The organism is Vibrio sp. 2304, from assembly GCF_033339475.1.
GTDB lineage: Bacteria > Pseudomonadota > Gammaproteobacteria > Enterobacterales > Vibrionaceae > Vibrio > Vibrio alginolyticus.
This window is the reverse complement of record NZ_JAWOUQ010000014.1, coordinates 51,818-71,194: the sequence shown is the minus strand read 5'-3', so window position 1 is coordinate 71,194 and position 19,377 is coordinate 51,818. Positions and strand designations below refer to the sequence as shown.

Here is a 19,377-nt window from a genome sequence, read left to right as displayed (position 1 = left end):
CCATAAAGGGAAAATATGGTCATGAGAGTGATATAAAAAAGCCGAAACTCAGGTTTCGGCTCTCTTGATATCCAAGTTACCTGCGGTGCAGTTTAACTTGCCTAGCTCACTCGCTCAATATTTGCGCCAAGTGCAGCCAGTTTATTTTCGATTTTGTCGTAACCACGGTCGATATGGTAAATACGATCAACGACGGTTTCGCCTTTAGCAATGCAACCTGCAATAACCAAACTAGCCGAAGCTCGTAGATCGGTTGCCATCACTTGCGCACCGCTGAGTGACTCAACATCACCACAGATAACCGTATTGCCTTCGATCTCAGCTTTAGCGCCCATACGCATGAGTTCTGGTACGTGCATAAAGCGGTTTTCAAAGATAGTCTCTGTGATCACGCCGCCACCTTTCGCCATCATATTCAGAAGCGTAAATTGAGCTTGCATATCCGTCGGAAAACCAGGATGTGGCGCAGTACGTACACTTACCGCTTTTAGCTCGCGGTCGGTCATATCAACGGAGATCCAATCTTCACCCGTTTCGACAAGCGCGCCAGCTTCTTCCAGCTTGGCGAGAACCGCTTCAAGCAAATGAGCATTAGTGTTGCGACATACCACTTTACCGCCAGATACTGCTGCTGCGACAAGGAATGTTCCCGTCTCAATACGGTCAGCAACCACGTTGTGTTTACAACCGCCTAGGCGCTCAACACCTTCAATCGTAATGGTATCTGTGCCAGCGCCAGAGATTTTTGCGCCAAGCTTATTTAGGAAATCAGCGGTATCGACGATTTCAGGCTCACGCGCAGCGTTATCTAGTGTTGTTGTGCCTTCCGCCAGCGCTGCGGCACACATGATGGTAATCGTCGCGCCTACGCTGACTTTATCCATCACGATGTGCGCGCCTTTTAGACGACCATCCACTTCTGCTTTCACATAACCATCTTCTAATGTAATGGTTGCGCCAAGCTGCTCTAAACCAGAAATATGTAGATCCACAGGACGAGCGCCAATAGCACAACCGCCTGGTAAAGAAACCTGACCTTGACCAAAGCGCGCCACCAAAGGACCCAAAGCCCAAATAGAAGCACGCATGGTTTTCACCAAATCATAAGGCGCGCAGTATTCTGTAATACTGCTTGGATCAACATGAACAGAGCCATTGCGGCTTACTTTCGCGCCTAAACGCTTAAGCAATTCCATAGTTGTATCGATATCACGAAGGTGTGGTACGTTTGCCACTTCTACTGGCTCTTCCGCCAAGATAGACGCAAATAAAATCGGCAGTGCTGCGTTTTTTGCACCTGAAATGGTCACTTCACCAACTAGTGGTTTATCTGACCCAATAACTCGAAACTTTTCCATCAATAAACCTTAAAGCGACATCAATTTCTTATCACGAGCCCACTCTTCTGGTGTGAACGCTTTGATTGATAATGCGTGAATGTCGTTACGCTGGATGTATTCCATCAGAGGAGCATAAATTAGCTGCTGCTTCTTAACGCGGCTCATTCCATCGAAACAAGCATCAACAGCAACCACTTCATAGTGGCTACCTTCACCTTTCACATGCACTTCTTGAAGGTTTAGTGCTTCTTCTAATAACTGTTGTACTTTTGCGCTATCCACAATTTACCCCTGATAATTCTGTATGTGTTTGGCCACTAAAGATTCAACATTGCTCAGTTGAAACAAAGTGCGCAGTTGCGCCGGCACGAAACTGAGCATTATATGACAGTTTTGCTTTTTTGCATGCTCTAATAAGTGGATTAACATCACCATTCCTGCAGAGTCGACGCGCTCTATCTCTTTTAGCGAGCATTCCAGCTCCGATTGAGCAGGTTGCCATTGCTGTGCATACGCCCACAATGAAGGCACTGTATCTCTATCAAGTGCCCCTGTTAGCTTAAGAATGTTTTGATCCAATTGCCACTGAGCGGGAGTCTGGGCCATTATTTCTTAGCCTCGAAGCGGATCGGTTCTGCGGCCAATTTTTCTAGGTCTTTAGCAACAGATAGAATACCTTCTTGACGAATTTTACTGTTCCATTCGGATTGTTTACTAGAAAGCAAACTAATGCCCTCTGCAATCATATCGAATGCTTCCCACTCACCAGAGTGGTTGTCTTTACGCAGTTTAAACTCAAGTTTGATGTTTGGACGCGGAGTATCGATGATATCAACTTTAATGCTTGTAATACGCTTAGAGTCATCAATGCTAGGCTCAGGACCAAACTCAATTTTTTGGTCAGAGTATTGCGTCAACACTTGTGCATAAGACGCAATCAGGTACGCACGAAATGCATCGATAAACTCAAGTACATCTTCACGCTTAGCACCTTTTAAGTTTGGACCAAGAAGTTTTAACCCTGCATAGCGGTAGTTGACGTAAGGCATTAGCTCTTCTTCAACGATCACTTTAAGTAAATTTGGATCTTGTTTGATTTTCGGCTGTTCGGCTTTCAATCTTTCGAACGTGACTTCAGCTACCTGCTTCATCATCTTATAAGGTTCAGTTTTATCCACCTCTGCTGCTGTTGCTCCAAAGACGCTAAACACAGCACAAACTGAAAGTAGTAATCTCGCTAACATAGTTATTCCTTACTTGAGTCGTCTGAACCACCTACGCTGTATAGTACTTGACCAATTAAGTCTTCAAGCACAAGCGCCGATTTGGTGTCTTCGATGGTATCACCATCCACTAGCATGACTTCATCATCAAAAACGAAGCCAGGTACTAAACCAATGTATTGCTCACCAATCAGGCCAGATGTCAAAATTTGTACGCTCGACGTTTCTGGGAACTGATTGTATTTGCTATTGATAGATAGTGTTACAACTGGCAATAAGTTGTCTGGGTTAAGCGAAATACTACTTACTCGACCAATCACAACGCCCCCCACTTTTACGGGAGAACGAACTTTTAAACTGCCAATATTATCGAACTCGGCTTTGAGGGTATAAGTATCACCAGAGCCAATGCTTTTTACGTCAGCAACTTGAAAAATCATCACAAGAATCGCGCAAATTCCCGCTAATACAAAGCTGCCAACCCATAATTCAGTTTTACGTGTTTGTTGCATGATTAATTCCCAAACATCAATGCGGTCAGTACAAAGTCTAATCCTAGTACTGCTAAAGAAGAATGCACAACAGTGCGCGTAGTTGCTCGGCTGATCCCTTCCGATGTTGGAATAGCATCATAACCGTTAAATAGAGCGACCCAAGTAACCGTAATTGCAAACGCAAAACATTTGATCATACTGTTACCAATGTCTTGCCCTAGCTCAACAGAGGACTGCATCGCTGACCAAAAACTGCCGTGATCAACGCCTTTCCAGTCAACACCAACAAGCTGAGCGCCCCAAATTCCCACAGCCATGAAAATCATAGCCAGTAAAGGCATTGAGATAACCCCAGCCCAAAACCGTGGTGCAATCACTCGTTTCAATGGGTCTACCGCCATCATTTCAAGGCTAGACAGTTGTTCCGTTGCTTTCATTAGACCTATCTCTGCGGTTAACGCAGAACCGGCACGACCAGCAAACAAAAGTGCAGTAACAACGGGTCCTAATTCACGGAGTAACGAAAGCGCTACCATTTGCCCCAAACTGCCTTCTGCGCCGTAATCCACCAACACAACATAGCCTTGTAGACTCAAAACCATTCCAATGAACAGACCAGATACGACGATGATCGCCAGCGACTGAACACCAACAGAATAAAGTTGCTTAACAAGCAGAGGAAAGCTTCTGATCGGTTGTGGCTTAGAAAATAGCGCCCCAATCAACATGAAAGTCGCACGACCAAATGCTCCGCAAATAGAAAGCGTGCGTCGACCCAGCGAGGCGACAAAGTGAATGAAGTTATCGACCATCAAATAAGTCCTTTTCGATACTTTGAGAAAGGAAACGAAACGGTACAGGACCGTCGGCATCACCTTGTAAGAACTGCTGGACACGAGGATCAGAGTTTTGAGTCAGCTCTTCTGGCGTACCATAGGCGATGATTTTTCCATCGGCCATCAGGTATACCCAGTCAGCAATACTCATGACTTCAGGTACGTCGTGAGAAACCACAATAGAGGTCAAACCTAACGCTTGGTTTAGATTGCTAATTAGCTCAACCAAAACGCCCATAGTGATTGGGTCTTGCCCCACAAACGGCTCATCGTACATGATCAGGTCAGGGTCAAGTGCGATTGCACGAGCCAAAGCAGCGCGTCTTGCCATACCACCTGAAAGCTCACTCGGCATTAATTGCGCCGCGCCGCGTAGACCGACAGCTTCGAGCTTGAGTAACACCATGGTGCGAATCAAATCTTCCGATAAATCGGTATGCTCTCTCAATGGAAAGGCGACATTATCAAAAACATTCAAATCAGTGAATAAAGCCCCTGACTGGAACAACATGCTCATTTTCTTTCGAGCATGGTAGAGTTTTTTACGCGAGAGAGAGGGAATATTGTCTCCATCAAACCAGATCTCTCCTTGCTCGGGATACAACTGACCACCAATCAAACGCAGCAGTGTTGTTTTACCAATTCCCGATGGTCCCATAATGGCCGTCACTTTGCCCTCAGGAACATGCAGATCAATATCATCAAAGATCATGCGTTCTCCCCGTGAAAAAGTGAGGTTGTTCACGGTGACTAAATCGTTGTTCGACATATCATCTCTTCTACTGTAGGAGCGTTGCAACTCACGGAATCATCAAGCAGATACTCATCGGAGTTGAATTCTACGTTTAATAAAGTAACGTCGGTACATTTATTAGGCTGCAATCATAAGCACATTGGCGTTGAATTTAAAGCACTGTTCAATTAAATAAAGTCGACTATATCCCTGCAATTTCTCATGGTTTATGACCTAATTAGCACGAAGTGTTTAAATCCTAGACCAGAATTGCTCATTTAAATGAGTGAGATTTACATACATTTTCGTTACTAACCTTTAATTTATTCTTCGTTTATCTTCCATTTTAGGCCGCAAAAGGTCAAAATTAGCGGTTATTCATTTTACTTATTTAATACTTAGGAATTCTCATGCTCGAAGCCGTTGCGTTGCTTATAGTCGGTCTTGTTTTGCTTGTTTGGAGTGCAGATAAACTTGTTTTTGGCTCTGCAGCGATAGCCCGCAACGTCGGTATTTCCCCGCTTGTCATCGGCATGACAATCCTTGCGATGGGCTCATCTGCCCCTGAGATGATGGTATCTGCAACCGCTGCTTGGGATGGTAAAACAGATACAGCGGTGGGTAACGTATTAGGCTCAAACATAGCGAACATTGCGTTAATCCTAGGTATTACAGCGCTGATCAAGCCTTTGTCGATTAGCTCCGCCGTCATCCGCCGAGAGCTTCCACTCATGATAGCCGTAACCGTACTCGCTGGTATTCTGCTTTGGAATAGCCATCTCGGTTTTTATGAGGGTGTCTTATTGTTTGTACTCTTTGGGGCATTTTTATTTGCTATGTTGCAAATCAGCCGCAAAGAGCAAAAATCAGGTGATGTTTTTCTTGATGACCAAGAGTCAGAGATCCCTGAAGGCGTCAGTAACCCTAAAGCAATCATGTGGGTGGTTATTGGCTTGATACTGCTTCCTTTGGCAGCCAGCATGCTGGTTGATAACGCGGTAATTATTGCTAAACACTTTGGTATGAGCGACCTTGTTATCGGTCTAACTATTATCGCCATTGGCACTAGCCTGCCTGAACTGGCCGCATCACTTGCGGGAGTTTTAAAGGGTGAAGACGACATGGCTGTCGGTAACATTATCGGTTCGAATGTGTTTAACATTCTGGCGGTAATGGGGATTCCTGGCATCATTAATCCATCGGTGCTCAGTGAGTACGCGATGGGACGTGACTTCTGGGTCATGTTAGGCGTTTCATTGTTACTTGTCGCGATGTGTTTGGGTAAATCACGCAGTATTAACCGTATTGAAGGTGCCATCTTGTTTGTGTGCTTCTTAGGTTACCAAGTGTACTTATTCGCAAACATGACCGCTTAATTACCACGATCAATAAGTAGAGATCTGATATGTCCAATCAATTTGATTTTCGCGCTGCTGCTAAACAAGTTCTTGATATCGAAATTGCTGCTCTGCAAGAGCTAGATACCTACTTTGATGATCAATTTGAAAAAGCGTGTGAACTTATCCTTTCCAACAACGGCAAAGTTGTCGTTATGGGTATTGGCAAGTCAGGCCATATTGGTAACAAGATTGCCGCCACTCTGGCAAGCACTGGGACTTCGGCGTTTTTCGTTCATCCAGGCGAAGCCGCACATGGTGACTTGGGTATGATTAGCCCTGGTGACATTGTGCTGGCAATTTCTAACTCTGGTGAATCAAACGAAATTCTGTCTCTATTTCCAGTATTAAAGCGCCTGAATATTAAGATCATCAGCATGACAGGTAAGCCAGAATCAAATATGGCCAAGCTGTCTGACTTACACCTGCAAATTACGGTACCTCAAGAAGCTTGTCCGTTAGGCCTGGCGCCAACTAGCAGTACGACTGCCACATTAGTGATGGGAGATGCATTAGCCGTAGCTCTGCTTCAAGCTCGTGGTTTTTCTGCCGAAGATTTTGCCCTATCTCACCCAGGTGGTGCACTGGGGAGAAAACTGCTACTTAAGTTGTCTGATATTATGCACTTTGGAGAAGCGTTACCTAAAGTTTCTCCTGACGCATTAATTCGCGATGCCCTGCTTGAAATTTCAGAAAAGGGGTTAGGCATGACAGCCATCGTCGATGAGCACGATGCTATGCTTGGTATATTCACCGATGGTGATTTACGTCGTACCTTAGACAAGCGTATCGATATTCATACGACGGCAATTGGCGAGGTCATGACGACAAACCCAACCACAGCACACCCTGATATGCTGGCGGTTGAAGGTTTGAACTTGATGCAGAATAAAAACATTAATGCTCTGATTTTATGTAAAGACGAAAAAATTGTGGGTGCACTGAACATGCACGATTTACTAAAAGCTGGCGTGATGTAATATCAGCACAAACATTTAAATCATTTATTAGACGAATAAAGGCAATGGTCAGGGAAGTACTGAGCTAAACGATAGGCCTTCATTATATGAGTTTTACTCGCCTTATTTATTTGCTCTTGATCTTCGTTGTAGCGTGGTGCGGTTATTACCTACTAACCCCTAAAGGCAACGATGCAATTCAAGTAGCACCAGATTCTGAACTGCCCATGTTCAGTGGTTCTGGATTAGAAAACATCACCTACGGTGAAGATGGTGTCCGCAGTTACATCATTCGCTCCACTAACTTAGACCATTATGCTAAGAGTGGAGATACTATTTTTAATAACCCGACTTTGATGGTTTACCGTGAAGGAAGCGTCATTGAATGGAAGGTGACTGCCACAAGAGCAGTGTTAGATGAAGACCAAGTTTTGACTTTATATGACAAAGTCTTAATGCAAAATCTTCTGCCTGGTGCGAGTTTTGATACCATGGCAACAGACAAATTGGTCATTAATCTAACCAATCGTGATTTTAAAGCTGACCAACAAGTAATGTTGGTTGGACCACAATTTGAAACTACTGGAGGCGCAATGCAAGGTAACCTAAAACAGCATACTGCGACTCTGACAGATGAAGTTCAAGGTCGATATGAAACCGTTACACCTTAGCATACTGGCACTGGTATTGGCGGCGCCTCAAGCGCTGGCACTCAAGTCGGATACTCAACAGCCGGTTTACATAAACTCTGACACCCAACAGGTTGATATGAAGAGTAACCAGGTTGTTTTTGAAGGCGATGTATCTCTTAAGCAAGGGAGCATCAATATCGATGCTGATAGAATCGTGGTAACTCGCGATCCTAAAACCGAAGCAATTAAACAGATTCAAGCATTTGGTAAACCTGCGAAGTTTTCTCAGCTGATGGACGATGGTAAAACACTTAGTGGTCAAGCTACGGAGTTGGATTACCGTATTTCTACAGACGAACTGACCATGAAAGGTCAAGCGCAGCTGGCACAAGACAACAACACCATCAAAGGTTCTTCGATTCGTTACCAAATTGGTAAACAAAAGCTAGTCGCAGATAGCTCTAAGGAAGAGCGCGTTACGACCATTTTGCAACCCAATCAGATAGAGAACTAATATGGCAGTACTGAGTGCGAAAAACTTGGCGAAAAGCTACAAAAAACGCAAAGTCGTCACTGATGTTAGCTTAGAAGTTGAATCTGGTCAGATTGTTGGGCTACTCGGTCCAAACGGTGCGGGTAAAACCACCTCGTTTTACATGATTGTCGGCTTAGTACCTCGTGATGAGGGCACCATTACCATTGACGACAATGACATCAGTATTTTACCGATGCATAGCCGTTCACGCCTTGGCATTGGCTATCTTCCGCAAGAAGCGTCGATTTTCCGTAAGCTTTCAGTAGAAGATAACATCATGGCCGTACTTGAAACTCGTCAAGAAATGACGAGGGAAGAGCGCCAAGATAAACTGGAAGATTTGTTGGAAGAATTCCACATCCAGCACATCAGAACCAGTGCTGGTATGGCACTATCAGGGGGTGAACGACGCAGGGTGGAAATCGCTCGAGCTTTAGCGGCTAACCCTCAGTTCATTTTATTGGATGAACCTTTCGCTGGTGTTGACCCAATTTCGGTTAATGACATCAAGAAAATCATTGAGCATCTGCGCGATCGTGGTCTCGGAGTGTTAATCACTGACCATAATGTACGTGAAACACTGGACGTATGTGAAAAAGCCTATATCGTGAGCCAAGGGCACCTAATTGCATCGGGAACTCCGGCAGAAGTTCTCAATAATGAACAGGTGAAACAAGTTTATCTCGGCGAACAATTCCGTCTATGATTATATTAGGAACGGTAAGATTCTGAGCATTACAAGGTAAGTAACACTGAATGAAACCTTCATTACAACTCAAGCTAGGTCAGCAGTTAGCCATGACGCCACAGTTGCAGCAAGCGATTCGCTTATTGCAATTGTCGACACTCGATCTTCAACAAGAAATCCAAGAAGCGTTGGACTCAAACCCATTATTGGAAGTTGAAGAAGGCCAAGACGAGCCTCTAGCAAACGGTGAAGATAAGTCAGCGGTCGAGGCTGCTGATAGCAACAGTGCTAGCGAACCAACAGAAATTGACGTTCCAGATAGCTCCGATGTGATAGAGAAATCAGAAATTAGCTCTGAACTTGAAATCGACACGACTTGGGATGACGTCTACAGCGCGAATACTGGTAGCACTGGCTTAGCTCTTGATGATGATATGCCCGTCTACCAGGGCGAAACCACTGAATCATTACATGATTACCTCATGTGGCAGCTTGACCTAACACCATTCAGTGAAACCGACCGCACGATTGCATTAGCGATTATTGACGCTGTTGACGACTACGGCTATTTAACTTTGTCGCCTGAAGAGATTCATGAGAGCTTCGATAATGAAGAGATAGAGTTAGACGAAGTAGAAGCTGTTCGTAAACGCATTCAACAATTCGATCCTCTTGGCGTTGCATCGCGTAACTTACAAGAATGTTTGTTACTGCAACTGACGACCTTCCCAGAAGACACGCCGTGGCTTGCTGAAGCCAAAATGATACTTGCGGATCATATTGATCACCTAGGCAACCGAGACTACAAGCTCGTCATCAAAGAGACTAAGCTGAAAGAAGCCGATCTTCGTGAAGTCTTAAAGCTTATCCAACAGTTAGATCCTCGTCCAGGTAGTCGCATCACTCCTGATGATACCGAGTACGTAATTCCAGACGTATCCGTTTTTAAAGACAATGGCAAATGGACCGTTTCTATAAACCCGGATAGCGTGCCAAAATTAAAAGTAAATCAACAATATGCTCAATTAGGCAAAGGTAATAGCGCGGATAGCCAGTACATCCGCAGCAATTTGCAAGAGGCAAAATGGTTAATTAAGAGCTTAGAGAGTAGAAACGAGACGCTACTCAAAGTTGCAAGATGTATTGTTGAACATCAACAAGATTTCTTCGAGTATGGTGAGGAAGCCATGAAGCCAATGGTACTCAATGATGTCGCTTTGGCTGTGGACATGCATGAATCCACGATTTCTCGTGTAACAACGCAAAAGTTTATGCATACACCACGTGGTATTTTTGAATTGAAGTACTTCTTCTCTAGCCATGTTAGTACTGACAACGGCGGAGAATGTTCGTCAACAGCAATTCGTGCACTCATTAAAAAACTGGTCGCAGCAGAGAATACTGCCAAACCACTGAGTGATAGCAAGATTGCTGCTCTTCTGGCTGACCAAGGGATTCAGGTCGCAAGACGTACGATAGCCAAATATCGCGAATCCTTGGGAATTGCCCCTTCAAGTCAGCGTAAACGCCTATTATAAGGCACTAACTGAAAAGGAAAGTCTATGCAAATCAATATTCAAGGCCATCACGTTGATCTTACCGATTCAATGCAAGACTATGTAAATTCTAAGTTTCAGAAGCTCGAAAGGTTCTTCGACCATATCAATCAAGTGCATGTTGTACTAAAAGTTGAAAAAATTACTCAAATCGCGGAAGCTACGCTTCACATAAATCAAGGCGAAATCCACGCATCAGCCGATGACGAAAATATGTATGCCGCGATCGATTCGCTGGTAGATAAATTGGTTCGCCAACTTAATAAGCACAAAGAAAAACTAAACAGTCATTAATCATGCAACTGAGCGAAATACTGTCATTGGACTGCACCAAAAGTGCGGTCCACTGCACGAGTAAAAAACGCGCCCTTGAAATGATCAGCCGTATCGTGGCTGATCAAACGGGCCAAGATTCTACCGAGCTGTTCGAATGCATGCTCAATAGAGAAAAAATGGGCAGTACCGGTATCGGAAACGGTATTGCGATCCCTCACGCGAGAATGCAATCAAGCGACAAGGCCATTGCTGTCTTACTGCAATGTGATGAAGCAATCGAATTTGATGCGATTGACAATCGACCTGTCGATCTTCTTTTTGCGCTCCTTGTACCAGAAGAACAGTGCAAAGAGCACCTCAAGACTCTATCCTCTATGGCAGAACGTCTGAGCGATAAGCAAGTATTGAAACTACTGCGTAATGCTCAGAGTGATGAAGAACTTTACGACATCATGATTCACCAATAAGCAGGACTAACTCCATGCGACTAATCGTTGTTAGCGGGCACTCAGGTGCCGGTAAAAGTATTGCGCTTCGTGTACTGGAAGACTTAGGTTACTACTGTGTTGATAACCTGCCAGTTAACTTGCTGGACGCATTTGTTCATTCTGTTGCTGACAGCAAACAGAATGTTGCAGTCAGCATTGATATTCGTAATATTCCTAAAAAGCTAAAAGAACTGACGAGTACACTAGAACAGTTAAAAACTGAGCTTGATGTGACCGTGCTTTTCTTGGACGCTAATAAAGAAACGCTACTCAAACGCTACAGCGAAACACGCCGAATTCACCCGTTATCTTTAGGTGGCACCTCCCTCTCGCTCGATCAAGCCATCGAGCGTGAGAAGCAAATTTTGACGCCACTCAAAGCGCATGCAGATCTGGTCCTAAATAGTAGTGGGCAGTCTTTGCATGAATTGAGTGAAACCGTGCGTATGCGCGTTGAAGGCAGAGATCGCAAAGGGCTCGTTATGGTATTTGAGTCTTTTGGTTTTAAATACGGCCTGCCTTCCGATGCCGATTACGTATTTGACGTTCGCTTCTTACCTAACCCACATTGGGAACCAGCACTACGCCCGCTTACAGGTCTGGATGCTCCTATCGCCGCATTTTTAGAGCAACACCAATCGGTGTTAAGTTTGAAATATCAAATTGAAAGCTTTATAGAGAATTGGTTACCTCTGCTTGAGAAAAACAACCGCAGCTACCTGACCGTTGCAATCGGTTGTACTGGTGGTAAGCACCGCTCGGTGTACTTAACTCAGCAAATCGGTGAATACTTCTCCAACAAAGGACACCAAGTACAAATTCGCCATACCTCACTAGAGAAAAACGCTAAGGAGTAGCCGTGGAGTTAAGTCGTAAAGTATTGATTCAAAACCGCCTTGGCTTACATGCTCGTGCAGCAGTCAAACTGGTCGAACTGGCACAGAGCTTTGAAGCGGTCATCACCATCGACAATGAAGAAGACAAAACCGCCACAGCAGACAGCGTAATGGGCCTGTTAATGCTAGAGTCCGCTCAAGGACAATACGTCACGATCCACGCAACGGGTGGGCAAGCGGAAGAAGCACTGGATGCCGTTTGCCATTTGATCGAAGATAAATTTGATGAAGGCGAGTAGTTTACTCGCTTTTTTCTTACCTCCCATTATCTTTCTCTTCCCTGACCTAATAAATAAATTTGCTTAGTATCATAAGTTGTTATTAAAAGGCGCCTAGAATTAAGTTATTATTCAACGCATTGTAAATATCAGGAATTGGGAGGAATGAATGGCAGAGCAAATTGAATTCGACCAAGCTCACCAAGCCCTCCAAGAAGTCACAGAAGCGCTAGAAAATGGTCGCTTCGTCCATGTTCGTCGTCAATTACAGGACATGGAACCTGAGGATATCGCTCACCTTTTAGAAGCCTCCCCACGGAAGAGCCGTGAAGTTCTTTGGCAACTCACCGACCCTGAAGATTATGGTGAAATCCTTGACGAGCTGAACGAAGACGTCAAAGACAGCCTCGTATCCAAAATGGCACCAGAAGCGCTTGCAGAAGCGACAGAAGGCATGGATACCGATGACGTGGCTTACGTACTGCGTAGCTTGCCTGACAACCTGTCACGCGAAGTCCTGTCGCAAATGGACTCCTCTGACCGTCTACGGGTCGAAACCGCCCTATCCTACCCAGAAGACACTGCGGGTGGACTGATGAACACCGACGTCATCACAATTCGTGGTGACGTCGATGTGGACGTAGTTTTGCGTTATCTACGTATGAAAGGCGAGCTTCCAGAAGCTACGGATGCCCTGTATGTGATCGATGAAGAGAGTAAGCTCATCGGTGAACTGCCGATCACGACGCTTATTACCACTCAGCCAGACGTAAAAATCATTGATGTAATGGAAGACGCGGACGAGGCCATCACCGTCGATACTAGCGACTCAGATGTTGCGAGTCTGTTCGAACGCCGTAATTGGGTATCTGCACCTGTTGTTGATGAAAACTTGCATTTGGTCGGTCGTATCACCATCGATGACGTGGTTGACGTTATTCGTGAAGACGCGGAACACTCGATGATGAGTATGGCGGGTATGGACGATGACGAAGATACTTTCGCGCCTGTTGTAAAATCAGCTCGCAAACGCAGTATCTGGCTTGGCGCTAACGTATTAGCCGCCCTTGCTGCTGCTTCCGTTTCTAACATGTTTGAGGCCACATTAGACCAAATGGCCGCCATTGCGGTATTGATGACGATTGTTCCGTCCATGGGTGGTGTCGCTGGTAACCAAACCGTCGCACTAGTGATTCGTGGTCTTGCTCTTGGTCATATCGGTGACTCAAACAAACGCGAACTGTTAATGAAAGAAGCCTCGATCGGCTTACTCAACGGTATCATGTGGGCGCTGATTATTGGTGGTATTGTTGTTGCTTGGAAAGGTAACTGGATGCTCGGAGGAATCATTTCCGCCGCCATGCTGACCAACTTATTGGTCGCAGGTATTGCAGGAGTAACGATTCCAATCCTATTGAAAAAAATGAACATCGATCCTGCTTTAGCTGGTGGTATGGCATTAACAACGGTGACGGATGTGATTGGTTTATCTGTCTTCTTAGGGCTTGCCACAATACTGATTACCTAACAGAAAAAACGAAAAAGCCTGATGAACACATCAGGCTTTTTTGATTCTGAATTGCTAGAAAAGCTTATTCACCCGCCACTTTCATGGTATCCAGTAGGATAGAGCCCGTTTGGATTTGTGAGCGCGTTTCAATATCACTACCAACCGCCACAATCTTGGTGAACATGTCTTTTAGATTACCTGCGATGGTAATTTCTGATACTGGGTATTGGATTTCGCCATTCTCAACCCAGAAGCCTGCGGCACCGCGAGAGTAATCCCCCGTTACCACGTTCACACCTTGTCCCATGACTTCTGTCACTAGAAGACCAGTACCGAGCTCTTTAAGCATTTGTTCGAAGTTTTGGCCTGTCGACTTCACGTACCAGTTATGAATCCCACCAGCGTGACCTGTCGGCGTCATCTTCATTTTACGTGCGGCATAACTGGTTAACAGATAAGTTGCTAGCACACCGTCGGTAATGATCTCACGGTCTTGAGTGTACACACCTTCACTATCGAATGGACTTGATGCCAAACCACGCAATACATGCGGACGTTCTGAGATATTGAACCATTCAGGAAGCACTTGTTTGCCTAGATGGTCAAGTAAGAAAGAAGATTTTCGGTACAGGTTACCACCGCTGATCGCCATAACGAGATGGCCAATCAAGCCTGTCGCAACATCAGCCGCAAACATGATTGGGTATTGACCTGTTTTTAGACGCTGCGCATCTAAGCGGTTAACCGTATTCTCTGCCGCCTTACGACCCACCGTTTCTGGGGTCCATAAGTCATCACGATGACGTGCCACGGTGTAGCTGTAATCACGTTCCATCTCGCCGTTTTGACCAACGCCAATTACACAACAGCTAGTACTATGGCGGCTAGACGCATAACTAGCTAATAAGCCATGGCTATTGCCATACACTTTCACGCCGTAATGACTATCATAACTCGCGCCATCACTTTGCTTGATTGCATTGTTATAACTTAGCGCCTCTTTTTCTGCTGCAATCGCCACATTGGCAGCATAGTCTGGATCGGGTGCGTCTGGGTGGAAAAGATCAAGCTCAGGGATCTCTTGCACCATGTATTCTTTTGCTGCAGGGCCTGCAAATGGGTCTTCAGATGTGTAATGTGCAATATCTAGCGCCGCTATAACGGTTTGCTCGATTGCAGCTTCACTTAAATCAGACGTGGAAGCACTGCCTTTGCGTTGACCTCGGTAAACGGTAATGCCCAGCGCACCATCGCTGTTGAACTCGACATTTTCTACTTCACCCATACGAGTTGAAACACTTAAACCAGTGCTTTTAGTAATTGCGACTTCGGCGGCGTCAGATTTTGCCGATGCAAGCTTTAAGGCTCTTGCGACGGCTTGCTCTAGCTCGGTACGTTGCTCAGCAACCTGCTGTTTAATATCCATTGTCTTTCACATCTTGTCTTTGATGAACAATAGGATAACAAGAATTTCGCTTTCTCCCCATGATTCTTGTTAAAATAGTCATAATATTAATCAAAACACAGGCAACTGAAATGGCACGTAAGAATCAAAAAGCGCCATGGGAACCAGAAGAAGAGATCATCTGGGTAAGTAAATCCGAGATGAAGCGAGACATGGAAGAACTGCAAAAGCTAGGTGAGGAGCTTGTCGGCCTCAAACCTTCAGTTCTAGAAAAGTTTCCATTGAGCGAAGATTTGCGAGAAGCAATTGCTGACGCGCAACGCTTTAAAAATGAAGCGCGTCGTCGCCAATTACAACGTATCGGTAAATTGATGCGTTACGAAGATCCAGAGCCAATCCAAGCCGCACTGGATAAAATTCGTAATAAGCACTCTCAATTAACGGCGGTATTCCACAAACTTGAAGCGTTGCGTGATCGCGTTGTGGAAGAAGGTGACAAAGCCATTGATGACGTAATGGAAATGTACCCAGAAGCGGATCGTCAGCGTCTACGCCAACTTGCTCGCCAAGCAGCGAAAGAGAAAAAAGCTGGGAAACCAGCAAAAGCGTACCGCGAAATCTTTCAGATCCTTAAAGGTCTAAACGAAGAAGAGTTTTAATTCGACGGCTCAAGCAATGAGCATTCGATTTAAACGCAAAAAGCAGACGTCAATGTCTGCTTTTTTTATCTTTGGTTTTACTGTCAGCGTTACACTAAGCGATTCACGCGGTCTCCGCGCTCGAAAGCGTTAATGTTCTCAATCAAGATTTCCGCTAAACGTTGGATAGATGAGTCGCTGCCCCATGCAACATGCGGTGTAAGTAACAAATTAGGTAAACTCATATTGGCAATCAGCGGATTGCTCTCATCAGCCGGTTCTTGTGTAAAAACATCAAAACCAGCCGCTGCAATTTCTTGCTGTTTTAAGGCATCCACCAGCGCGCTCTCATCCACCAAACCTCCACGCCCTGTATTAATCAAAATGGCGTTGGACTTCATTTGTTTCAACTCTGCTTGACCAATTAAATTCTGAGTATGATCGTTGAGCGGGCAATGCAAAGTCAGCGCATCGGAGCGTTTTAATACTTCCTCAAACGACACATAACCTGGTCTACATTCTGCCGCCCCTTTACGCTCAGAAAACAAGACGGTCATTCCTAACGCTTGAGCCAGATTCGCCGTCGCTTGCCCTAGTGCCCCACTACCAACAACACCTAACGTGCTACCACCAATATCCCCGATTGGGTGAGTAAAAAAACAAAACTGCTGGTTACGCTGCCACTCACCTGCGGCAATATCTTGGTGGTACCCAAATAAATTCCGTCTTAAAGCGAATAACATTGCCATCACGTGCTCGGGCACCGAACGCGTCGCGTAACCACGTACATTAGCAACCGCAATATCATGATTAGCACAGTAGTTCACATCGACGTTGTTAAAACCAGTTGCGGCAACCGCGATCATCCGTAATTTTGGTAGTTGCTCTAATACATGTTGGTCAAGCAGGACTTTATTGCTAATCACGATATCGGCATCGGCTAACCTTTCTATTACCTGCCCAGGCGCAGTTAGGTCGTACTCACGCCAGTGGTGCGGAAAGCTAGGTCGTGGGATCTCAATATGTTCTGGGATGGTCGCTCGATCTAAAAATACGATGCTTGGCAAAGACATAACAACTCCTTGTTCACGGCTGAAAGACAGGATACATCAACCACAGTAACGAAATAGCCAAAAATAGCGAACTAGAAAGAACCGCTGTTGAGTGCAATTGGCATTAAGGGTGTGGCAACGTTTTATAATCAGGCAATCTACGCTCTGGCGAAAAATAGTTAAAGATCATCGCCTCGGCTTCAGAATAAAAGTCACAGGGTACAAAAATACTGCTCAGCTGATCCGTAGCTGGATGATAAAAACTTAGCTCCGCAGCGTGCAACTCTAAACGTTCTGAAAACTGATACGCCTCTTCGCTTGCATAAAACTCATCACCCACAATCGCATGACCAATCGCCATCAAATGCACGCGTAACTGATGCGATCGACCAGTAATGGGGAGTAACCGCACAACGGTCGTATGGGCGCCATCTGGGTGCACTTCACGCTTCACCACTTGGAATAAAGTTTGAGATGGCTTGCCGTCGTCGAAGCATACTTTTTGTCGTGGACGATTTGGCCAATCACAAATTAATGGAAGATCAATATTCCCTTCTTGCGGCTCAACATGCCCCCAAACACGTGCGTAATACACCTTGTGAGTGAGGCGATATTGGAACTGCTTTTTTAATGCTCGCTCCGCGGGTTTGTTTTTCGCCAGCAACATCAACCCTGATGTCGACATATCCAAGCGATGCACAACTTGAATTTCTGGATGCAACTCTTTGAGGCGGCTCCACATGCTGTCGTAATGCTCTGCAAGGCGACCAGGGACAGACAGCAGCCCTGATGGCTTATTCACTGCCAGAATGTCGTCATCCTCAAAAACGATATCAACCCAAGGGTCGGTGGGAGGGGTATATTCAAGCATTGCCATGGGAGATCTCTACAAAATAAAAACGCCGCGATTATATACCCAAATAGCACCCAGATGCAGGATTCTGAAGAAAAGTTCAACCCAATAAAACAAAGTCAATCCTTTAGCATAAAAACTAAAAATAGCACGTTGTAAATTTAGTTTGACAACAAGACGCATAACTGAATAGAGTGCTAGATGCACACAGCATGGTATTCGCAAAGAATACTTAAAATAAATACACCAAAACACAGCATTTAAAAGACATTACCGTTGCGCAGTATAGGGCGATCGCTCAGCTTGTCATGTACTGCGGTATGTATCTCTTTAGAAAGATACATAAGATAAAAAGGACAATAAGCAATGGACTCCGCCGTTATAGATAAACCCCAATCCAAACTTTCCTTATTTTTTCGTTCGCTAGGCCCCGGCATATTAATGGCATCTGCTGCGGTCGGTGGCTCTCACCTCGTGGCATCAACCAAGGCTGGTGCGATTTATGGTTGGCAATTGGCTGCACTGATTCTGCTCGTAAACCTGTTTAAATACCCTTTTTTCCGAGCGGGCGTACAGTACACCATGGGGACAGGGCTGACCTTGGTTGAGGGCTACGCGAAATTAGGTCGGCCTTATCTATGGCTATTTCTATTTCTGAGCGTGGTATCGGCCGTCATCAATACCGCCGCTTTGTTGATGTTTAGCGCTAGCTTGCTGGGCTACTTCATTCCGTTTTCACTATCAATGGCATCACTCAGTATCATTGTGATTGTCACCTGCCTGATTATATTATTTGCTGGCCATTACAAAGCGCTCGATACGCTATCTAAGGTGATCATGTCGGTGTTAACCATCGCGACTTTACTCGCTGTTTCTATCGCCGTTGGTAACCCTGTTGAGCAAGTAGCCAACTTCGAGCCGCCATCACCTTGGTCTATTGCGGCTATTGGTTTTATCGTCGTGACAATGGGGTGGATGCCTGCACCGATTGAGATCTCCTGTTTAACCTCAGCGTGGCTAAAACGCCAATCAAGCCAGCAAGAAGTAACATACCGCTCTGCTCTATTTGACTTTAATGTCGGTTATATTGGCACGGCGTTTCTTGCCATTATCTTTGTATCGCTAGGCTCTTTGATGCTTTATGGATCTGGCGTTGCGCTTGAAAGTTCTGGTGTTGGCTTCTCCCACCAATTGGTTGGCTTATATGCGGCAACGATTGGCGAATGGTCTCGTTACTTGATCGCGGTAATTGCGTTTTTCTGTATCTTTGGCAGCACGATTACCGTTATTGATGGCTATTCGCGCGTTATTTCGGATTCTCAACGCCTACTGCGCTCGCAACCAGACACTAACCCTAAAACCACTTCAGCGATCATGCTGGTAGTCTCCTTACTTGCATTGGGTATTGTGGTTTTCTGGGCTTCTGCGTTATTGCCTATGCTGAACTTTGCGATGATCCTCGCCTTTATGACCACGCCATTCTTTGCTCTGCTAAATTACACCTTAGTGAGCAAAACTGAGTTACCGGAGCCTTTGGCTGTTGGACCTAAACTAAAGTGGTTATCGATTGCGGGCCTGATTTACTTGTTTGGCTTCTTGGCTGTGTTTATCTGGTGGAAGTGGTTGATGTAAATGAGGTAGCTATCAG

At 45.2% G+C, this 19,377-nt stretch carries 23 protein-coding genes; 13 read left to right on the top strand and 10 right to left on the bottom strand.

Translation table 11 applies throughout. The annotated features are described in order from the left end of the window. Positions 1 to 101 precede the first annotated feature (101 nt). Genes murA through mlaF form a run of 7 tightly spaced genes read right to left on the bottom strand, consistent with a single transcriptional unit; the run spans position 102 to position 4,662 of the window. Complete coding sequence (gene murA, locus R7P64_RS20935; RefSeq protein ID WP_005388419.1) at positions 102 to 1,358, bottom strand: UDP-N-acetylglucosamine 1-carboxyvinyltransferase; 1,257 nt, start codon at positions 1,356 to 1,358, stop codon at positions 102 to 104. Between the two features lie 9 nt (positions 1,359 to 1,367). Further along, positions 1,368 to 1,622, bottom strand: coding sequence for a BolA family iron metabolism protein IbaG (ibaG, locus tag R7P64_RS20930; RefSeq protein ID WP_005381092.1), 255 nt, complete (start codon positions 1,620 to 1,622; stop codon positions 1,368 to 1,370). A gap of 3 nt (positions 1,623 to 1,625) precedes the next feature. Next, positions 1,626 to 1,946, bottom strand: coding sequence for a lipid asymmetry maintenance protein MlaB (locus tag R7P64_RS20925; RefSeq protein ID WP_005381093.1), 321 nt, complete (start codon positions 1,944 to 1,946; stop codon positions 1,626 to 1,628). Next, entirely contained in the window at positions 1,946 to 2,584 is a 639-nt protein-coding gene (mlaC, locus tag R7P64_RS20920) for a phospholipid-binding protein MlaC (protein WP_017821301.1), read from the bottom strand. Before mlaC ends, R7P64_RS20925 begins: the two co-directional genes overlap by 1 nt. A gap of 2 nt (positions 2,585 to 2,586) precedes the next feature. Further along, positions 2,587 to 3,075, bottom strand: a complete 489-nt coding sequence (mlaD, locus tag R7P64_RS20915) for an outer membrane lipid asymmetry maintenance protein MlaD (protein WP_005381099.1) — start codon at positions 3,073 to 3,075, stop codon at positions 2,587 to 2,589. A 2-nt stretch (positions 3,076 to 3,077) separates the two neighbouring features. Beyond that, positions 3,078 to 3,869 (bottom strand): lipid asymmetry maintenance ABC transporter permease subunit MlaE, encoded by a 792-nt coding sequence (gene mlaE, locus R7P64_RS20910; protein WP_005381100.1) that lies wholly within the window; start codon positions 3,867 to 3,869, stop codon positions 3,078 to 3,080. Beyond that, positions 3,859 to 4,662 carry a phospholipid ABC transporter ATP-binding protein MlaF gene (mlaF, locus tag R7P64_RS20905; RefSeq protein WP_256900687.1) on the bottom strand — a complete coding sequence of 268 codons (804 nt, stop codon included), beginning with the start codon at positions 4,660 to 4,662 and terminating at the stop codon, positions 3,859 to 3,861. Before mlaF ends, mlaE begins: the two co-directional genes overlap by 11 nt. Before the next feature lie 374 nt (positions 4,663 to 5,036). On the opposite strand from mlaF, the gene R7P64_RS20900 reads away from it, so the two are divergent. From R7P64_RS20900 to mgtE, 11 genes are all read left to right on the top strand, one after another. Next, the gene (locus R7P64_RS20900) at positions 5,037 to 6,002 is read left to right on the top strand and encodes a calcium/sodium antiporter (protein WP_005381102.1); all 966 of its coding nucleotides are present in this window, start codon (positions 5,037 to 5,039) and stop codon (positions 6,000 to 6,002) included. Between the two features lie 29 nt (positions 6,003 to 6,031). Continuing rightward, complete coding sequence (gene kdsD, locus R7P64_RS20895) at positions 6,032 to 7,003, top strand: arabinose-5-phosphate isomerase KdsD (protein ID WP_318123926.1); 972 nt, start codon at positions 6,032 to 6,034, stop codon at positions 7,001 to 7,003. An 86-nt stretch (positions 7,004 to 7,089) separates the two neighbouring features. Further along, positions 7,090 to 7,653 (top strand): LPS export ABC transporter periplasmic protein LptC, encoded by a 564-nt coding sequence (gene lptC / locus R7P64_RS20890; RefSeq protein ID WP_005381106.1) that lies wholly within the window; start codon positions 7,090 to 7,092, stop codon positions 7,651 to 7,653. Continuing rightward, the gene (lptA, locus tag R7P64_RS20885; protein ID WP_318123925.1) at positions 7,634 to 8,128 is read left to right on the top strand and encodes a lipopolysaccharide transport periplasmic protein LptA; all 495 of its coding nucleotides are present in this window, start codon (positions 7,634 to 7,636) and stop codon (positions 8,126 to 8,128) included. Before lptC ends, lptA begins: the two co-directional genes overlap by 20 nt. 1 nt (position 8,129) lies before the next feature. After that, the gene (lptB, locus tag R7P64_RS20880; RefSeq protein ID WP_005381111.1) at positions 8,130 to 8,855 is read left to right on the top strand and encodes an LPS export ABC transporter ATP-binding protein; all 726 of its coding nucleotides are present in this window, start codon (positions 8,130 to 8,132) and stop codon (positions 8,853 to 8,855) included. Positions 8,856 to 8,905: 50 nt separating this feature from the next. Further along, positions 8,906 to 10,375 carry an RNA polymerase factor sigma-54 gene (locus R7P64_RS20875; protein ID WP_005381112.1) on the top strand — a complete coding sequence of 490 codons (1,470 nt, stop codon included), beginning with the start codon at positions 8,906 to 8,908 and terminating at the stop codon, positions 10,373 to 10,375. A gap of 24 nt (positions 10,376 to 10,399) precedes the next feature. After that, the gene (gene hpf / locus R7P64_RS20870) at positions 10,400 to 10,687 is read left to right on the top strand and encodes a ribosome hibernation promoting factor (protein ID WP_005381114.1); all 288 of its coding nucleotides are present in this window, start codon (positions 10,400 to 10,402) and stop codon (positions 10,685 to 10,687) included. A 2-nt stretch (positions 10,688 to 10,689) separates the two neighbouring features. Then, complete coding sequence (ptsN, locus tag R7P64_RS20865; protein WP_005381116.1) at positions 10,690 to 11,136, top strand: PTS IIA-like nitrogen regulatory protein PtsN; 447 nt, start codon at positions 10,690 to 10,692, stop codon at positions 11,134 to 11,136. Between the two features lie 14 nt (positions 11,137 to 11,150). Further along, positions 11,151 to 12,014, top strand: coding sequence for an RNase adapter RapZ (gene rapZ / locus R7P64_RS20860; RefSeq protein ID WP_054577138.1), 864 nt, complete (start codon positions 11,151 to 11,153; stop codon positions 12,012 to 12,014). Positions 12,015 to 12,016: 2 nt separating this feature from the next. Further along, positions 12,017 to 12,292 carry an HPr family phosphocarrier protein gene (locus R7P64_RS20855; protein WP_005381120.1) on the top strand — a complete coding sequence of 92 codons (276 nt, stop codon included), beginning with the start codon at positions 12,017 to 12,019 and terminating at the stop codon, positions 12,290 to 12,292. 148 nt (positions 12,293 to 12,440) lie between these two features. Further along, the gene (gene mgtE, locus R7P64_RS20850) at positions 12,441 to 13,799 is read left to right on the top strand and encodes a magnesium transporter (protein WP_005381121.1); all 1,359 of its coding nucleotides are present in this window, start codon (positions 12,441 to 12,443) and stop codon (positions 13,797 to 13,799) included. 64 nt (positions 13,800 to 13,863) lie between these two features. On the opposite strand, the gene pmbA is transcribed toward mgtE, so the two are convergent. Continuing rightward, complete coding sequence (gene pmbA / locus R7P64_RS20845; RefSeq protein WP_054577139.1) at positions 13,864 to 15,207, bottom strand: metalloprotease PmbA; 1,344 nt, start codon at positions 15,205 to 15,207, stop codon at positions 13,864 to 13,866. A 110-nt stretch (positions 15,208 to 15,317) separates the two neighbouring features. On the opposite strand from pmbA, the gene yjgA reads away from it, so the two are divergent. Continuing rightward, on the top strand, positions 15,318 to 15,845 hold the full coding sequence (yjgA, locus tag R7P64_RS20840) for a ribosome biogenesis factor YjgA (protein ID WP_005381124.1): 528 nt from the start codon (positions 15,318 to 15,320) through the stop codon (positions 15,843 to 15,845). Positions 15,846 to 15,934: 89 nt separating this feature from the next. Here the strand turns inward: yjgA and R7P64_RS20835 are convergent, their stop codons facing one another. Both R7P64_RS20835 and R7P64_RS20830 read right to left on the bottom strand, forming a co-directional pair. After that, positions 15,935 to 16,897, bottom strand: coding sequence for a D-2-hydroxyacid dehydrogenase (locus R7P64_RS20835; RefSeq protein ID WP_149191737.1), 963 nt, complete (start codon positions 16,895 to 16,897; stop codon positions 15,935 to 15,937). Between the two features lie 103 nt (positions 16,898 to 17,000). Further along, positions 17,001 to 17,753 (bottom strand): pseudouridine synthase, encoded by a 753-nt coding sequence (locus tag R7P64_RS20830; protein ID WP_206954741.1) that lies wholly within the window; start codon positions 17,751 to 17,753, stop codon positions 17,001 to 17,003. A gap of 342 nt (positions 17,754 to 18,095) precedes the next feature. Between R7P64_RS20830 and R7P64_RS20825 the strand changes: the two genes are divergently transcribed. After that, the gene (locus R7P64_RS20825; RefSeq protein WP_054575321.1) at positions 18,096 to 19,361 is read left to right on the top strand and encodes an NRAMP family divalent metal transporter; all 1,266 of its coding nucleotides are present in this window, start codon (positions 18,096 to 18,098) and stop codon (positions 19,359 to 19,361) included. Positions 19,362 to 19,377 lie beyond the last annotated feature (16 nt).

Bases quoted from the DNA above. Each gene is read 5' to 3' on its own strand.
- murA (WP_005388419.1), bottom strand. From the start codon at position 1,358: ATGGAAAAGTTTCGAGTTATTGGGTCAGATAAACCACTAGTTGGTGAA.
- R7P64_RS20925 (WP_005381093.1), bottom strand. From the start codon at position 1,946: ATGGCCCAGACTCCCGCTCAGTGGCAATTGGATCAAAACATTCTTAAG.
- mlaC (WP_017821301.1), bottom strand. From the start codon at position 2,584: ATGTTAGCGAGATTACTACTTTCAGTTTGTGCTGTGTTTAGCGTCTTT.
- mlaD (WP_005381099.1), bottom strand. From the start codon at position 3,075: ATGCAACAAACACGTAAAACTGAATTATGGGTTGGCAGCTTTGTATTA.
- mlaE (WP_005381100.1), bottom strand. From the start codon at position 3,869: ATGGTCGATAACTTCATTCACTTTGTCGCCTCGCTGGGTCGACGCACG.
- mlaF (WP_256900687.1), bottom strand. From the start codon at position 4,662: ATGTCGAACAACGATTTAGTCACCGTGAACAACCTCACTTTTTCACGG.
- R7P64_RS20900 (WP_005381102.1), top strand. From the start codon at position 5,037: ATGCTCGAAGCCGTTGCGTTGCTTATAGTCGGTCTTGTTTTGCTTGTT.
- kdsD (WP_318123926.1), top strand. From the start codon at position 6,032: ATGTCCAATCAATTTGATTTTCGCGCTGCTGCTAAACAAGTTCTTGAT.
- lptC (WP_005381106.1), top strand. From the start codon at position 7,090: ATGAGTTTTACTCGCCTTATTTATTTGCTCTTGATCTTCGTTGTAGCG.
- lptA (WP_318123925.1), top strand. From the start codon at position 7,634: ATGAAACCGTTACACCTTAGCATACTGGCACTGGTATTGGCGGCGCCT.
- lptB (WP_005381111.1), top strand. From the start codon at position 8,130: ATGGCAGTACTGAGTGCGAAAAACTTGGCGAAAAGCTACAAAAAACGC.
- R7P64_RS20875 (WP_005381112.1), top strand. From the start codon at position 8,906: ATGAAACCTTCATTACAACTCAAGCTAGGTCAGCAGTTAGCCATGACG.
- hpf (WP_005381114.1), top strand. From the start codon at position 10,400: ATGCAAATCAATATTCAAGGCCATCACGTTGATCTTACCGATTCAATG.
- ptsN (WP_005381116.1), top strand. From the start codon at position 10,690: ATGCAACTGAGCGAAATACTGTCATTGGACTGCACCAAAAGTGCGGTC.
- rapZ (WP_054577138.1), top strand. From the start codon at position 11,151: ATGCGACTAATCGTTGTTAGCGGGCACTCAGGTGCCGGTAAAAGTATT.
- mgtE (WP_005381121.1), top strand. From the start codon at position 12,441: ATGGCAGAGCAAATTGAATTCGACCAAGCTCACCAAGCCCTCCAAGAA.
- pmbA (WP_054577139.1), bottom strand. From the start codon at position 15,207: ATGGATATTAAACAGCAGGTTGCTGAGCAACGTACCGAGCTAGAGCAA.
- yjgA (WP_005381124.1), top strand. From the start codon at position 15,318: ATGGCACGTAAGAATCAAAAAGCGCCATGGGAACCAGAAGAAGAGATC.
- R7P64_RS20835 (WP_149191737.1), bottom strand. From the start codon at position 16,897: ATGTCTTTGCCAAGCATCGTATTTTTAGATCGAGCGACCATCCCAGAA.
- R7P64_RS20830 (WP_206954741.1), bottom strand. From the start codon at position 17,753: ATGGCAATGCTTGAATATACCCCTCCCACCGACCCTTGGGTTGATATC.
- R7P64_RS20825 (WP_054575321.1), top strand. From the start codon at position 18,096: ATGGACTCCGCCGTTATAGATAAACCCCAATCCAAACTTTCCTTATTT.